General features: G+C 71.8%; 2 protein-coding genes. Both read left to right on the top strand.

Annotated features, from left to right (window positions below):
* On the top strand, positions 1–1,017 hold a 1,017-nt coding region (locus Q7T15_RS02535), incomplete at its 5' end, for an ATP-binding cassette domain-containing protein (protein ID WP_304692969.1).
* Positions 1,018–1,413: 396 nt separating this feature from the next.
* The coding region (locus tag Q7T15_RS02530) for a SulP family inorganic anion transporter (RefSeq protein WP_304692967.1) at positions 1,414–1,918 on the top strand (505 nt) is incomplete at its 3' end.

The raw sequence follows: 1,918 nt of genomic DNA, 5'->3' as shown, positions 1-1,918 counted from the left end.
GACGTGTCGGTGTCGTACGGCGACCGCGAGATCCTGCACGACATCGAGTGGCGCATCGCACCCGGCGAGCGCACGGGCATCCTCGGCATCAACGGCGCCGGCAAGTCGACGCTGCTCAAGCTCATCGACGGGTCGCTCGCGCCGACGACCGGTCGCGTGAAGCGCGGCAAGACGGTCGTCGTCGCGACGCTCGACCAGCAGCTCGGCGACCTCAGCGCCGTCGAGCACGAGCGCGTCTCGGCCGTCATCGCGACGAAGCGCACGAGCTACGTCGCCGGCGACAAGGAGCTCACGCCCGGCCAGCTGCTCGAGCGCCTCGGCTTCACGTCGGCGCAGCTCTCGACGCCGATCAAGGACCTCAGCGGTGGCCAGAAGCGCCGCCTGCAGCTGCTGCTGATCCTGCTCGACGAGCCGAACGTGCTCATCATGGACGAGCCCACGAACGACATGGACACCGACATGCTCGCCGCCATCGAGGACCTCCTCGACTCATGGCCGGGCACGCTCATCGTCGTCTCGCACGACCGCTACCTGCTCGAGCGCGTGACCGACCAGCAGTTCGCGGTGCTGCCGGGCGCCGACGGCGTCGGCCGCCTGCGGCACCTGCCGGGCGGCGTCGACGAGTACCTGCGGTTCGCCGCGGCGTCGGCCGGGTCGGTGTCGGATGCCGGGCGCGCGACGGTCGCGTCCGTCACGAGCGCGAGCGGGACATCCGCCGTCTCATCGTCGGGTGGCGGAGGCTCGACGTCGGCGGCCCCTGCGACCGCTACTGCTGCGAGACCTGCGCTCTCGCTCGGAGGAGCCGAGCGCCGCACCGCCGAGAAGGAGCTCGCCTCGATCGAGCGCCGCATCGCGAAGCTGCAGGGCGAGATCGACCGCCTGCACGTCGCCCTCGCGGAGCACGACACGAGCGACTACTCAGGGATCGGCGCGCTGCACGACCAGGTGCGCGGGTTCGAGGAGCAGCGCGACGCGCTCGAGACGCGCTGGCTGGAGCTCGGCGAGCTGCTCGGCTGAGCCGGCCGGCGCTGCGCGGCACCGGCAGGCCCCTCGTGCGCACCCCGGCGCGGCGCCGGCAGGCCGCTCGAGCGCACCCCGACTGCGCCGGCGGTCGAGGAGCGCCGCCTGACGATGCGCGGGTTTGATGACAGTGCGCCGCATTGATGTGGCGCACTGTCACCAAACCGGCGCACTGTTGCGAGAGTGGGCCGCCGGGCCCCGAAAACGCCCCGTGTAGGGTGGAGAGCGACGCCGCAGTCTGCGTCGACCTTCCTCACCCCGTTCGTTTTCGGACGCCGCTTGTGCCCGTGCGCCGCGGCCGCCGTCGAACGCGCAGGACTGCCTGCACCGCGCGATGACGCGCTCTGCCCCTGTTCGACGCGTCCGCTGACGCTCACCATTCCCGGAGTCACCATGACCCAGACCACCCCGCCGCCGTCCACCCCGCCCGTCGCGCGGCCCCTGACCCGCCCCTCGTGGAGCGAGTCGCGCACCCTCACCGCCCTGCGCTCGCCCCGCATCCTCACCCGCGAGCTCCTCGCCGGCCTCGTCGTCGCGATCGCGCTCATCCCCGAGGCCATCGCGTTCTCGATCATCGCGGGCGTCGACCCTCGCCTCGGCCTCTTCTCGTCGTTCGTCATGGCCGTCGCGATCGCCTTCCTCGGCGGTCGCGCCGCGATGATCACCGCCGCGACCGGAGCCATCGCGCTCGTCATCGCGCCCGTCGCCCGCGAGTACGGCACCGACTACCTCATCGCCACGGTGATCCTCGGCGGGCTCATCCAGCTCGTCATGGCCGCCGCGGGCGTCGCGAAGCTCATGCGCTTCATCCCGCGCGCGGTCATGGTCGGCTTCGTCAACTCGCTCGCGATCCTGATCTTCACCGCGCAGCTGCCGTACCTGTTCGGCGTTCCGTGGG

The organism is Microcella sp. (assembly GCF_030645145.1).
In the GTDB taxonomy this organism is placed as follows: domain Bacteria; phylum Actinomycetota; class Actinomycetes; order Actinomycetales; family Microbacteriaceae; genus Microcella.
The sequence above is the reverse complement of the archived record's forward strand: the minus strand, read 5'-3'. Positions and strand labels throughout refer to the sequence as shown.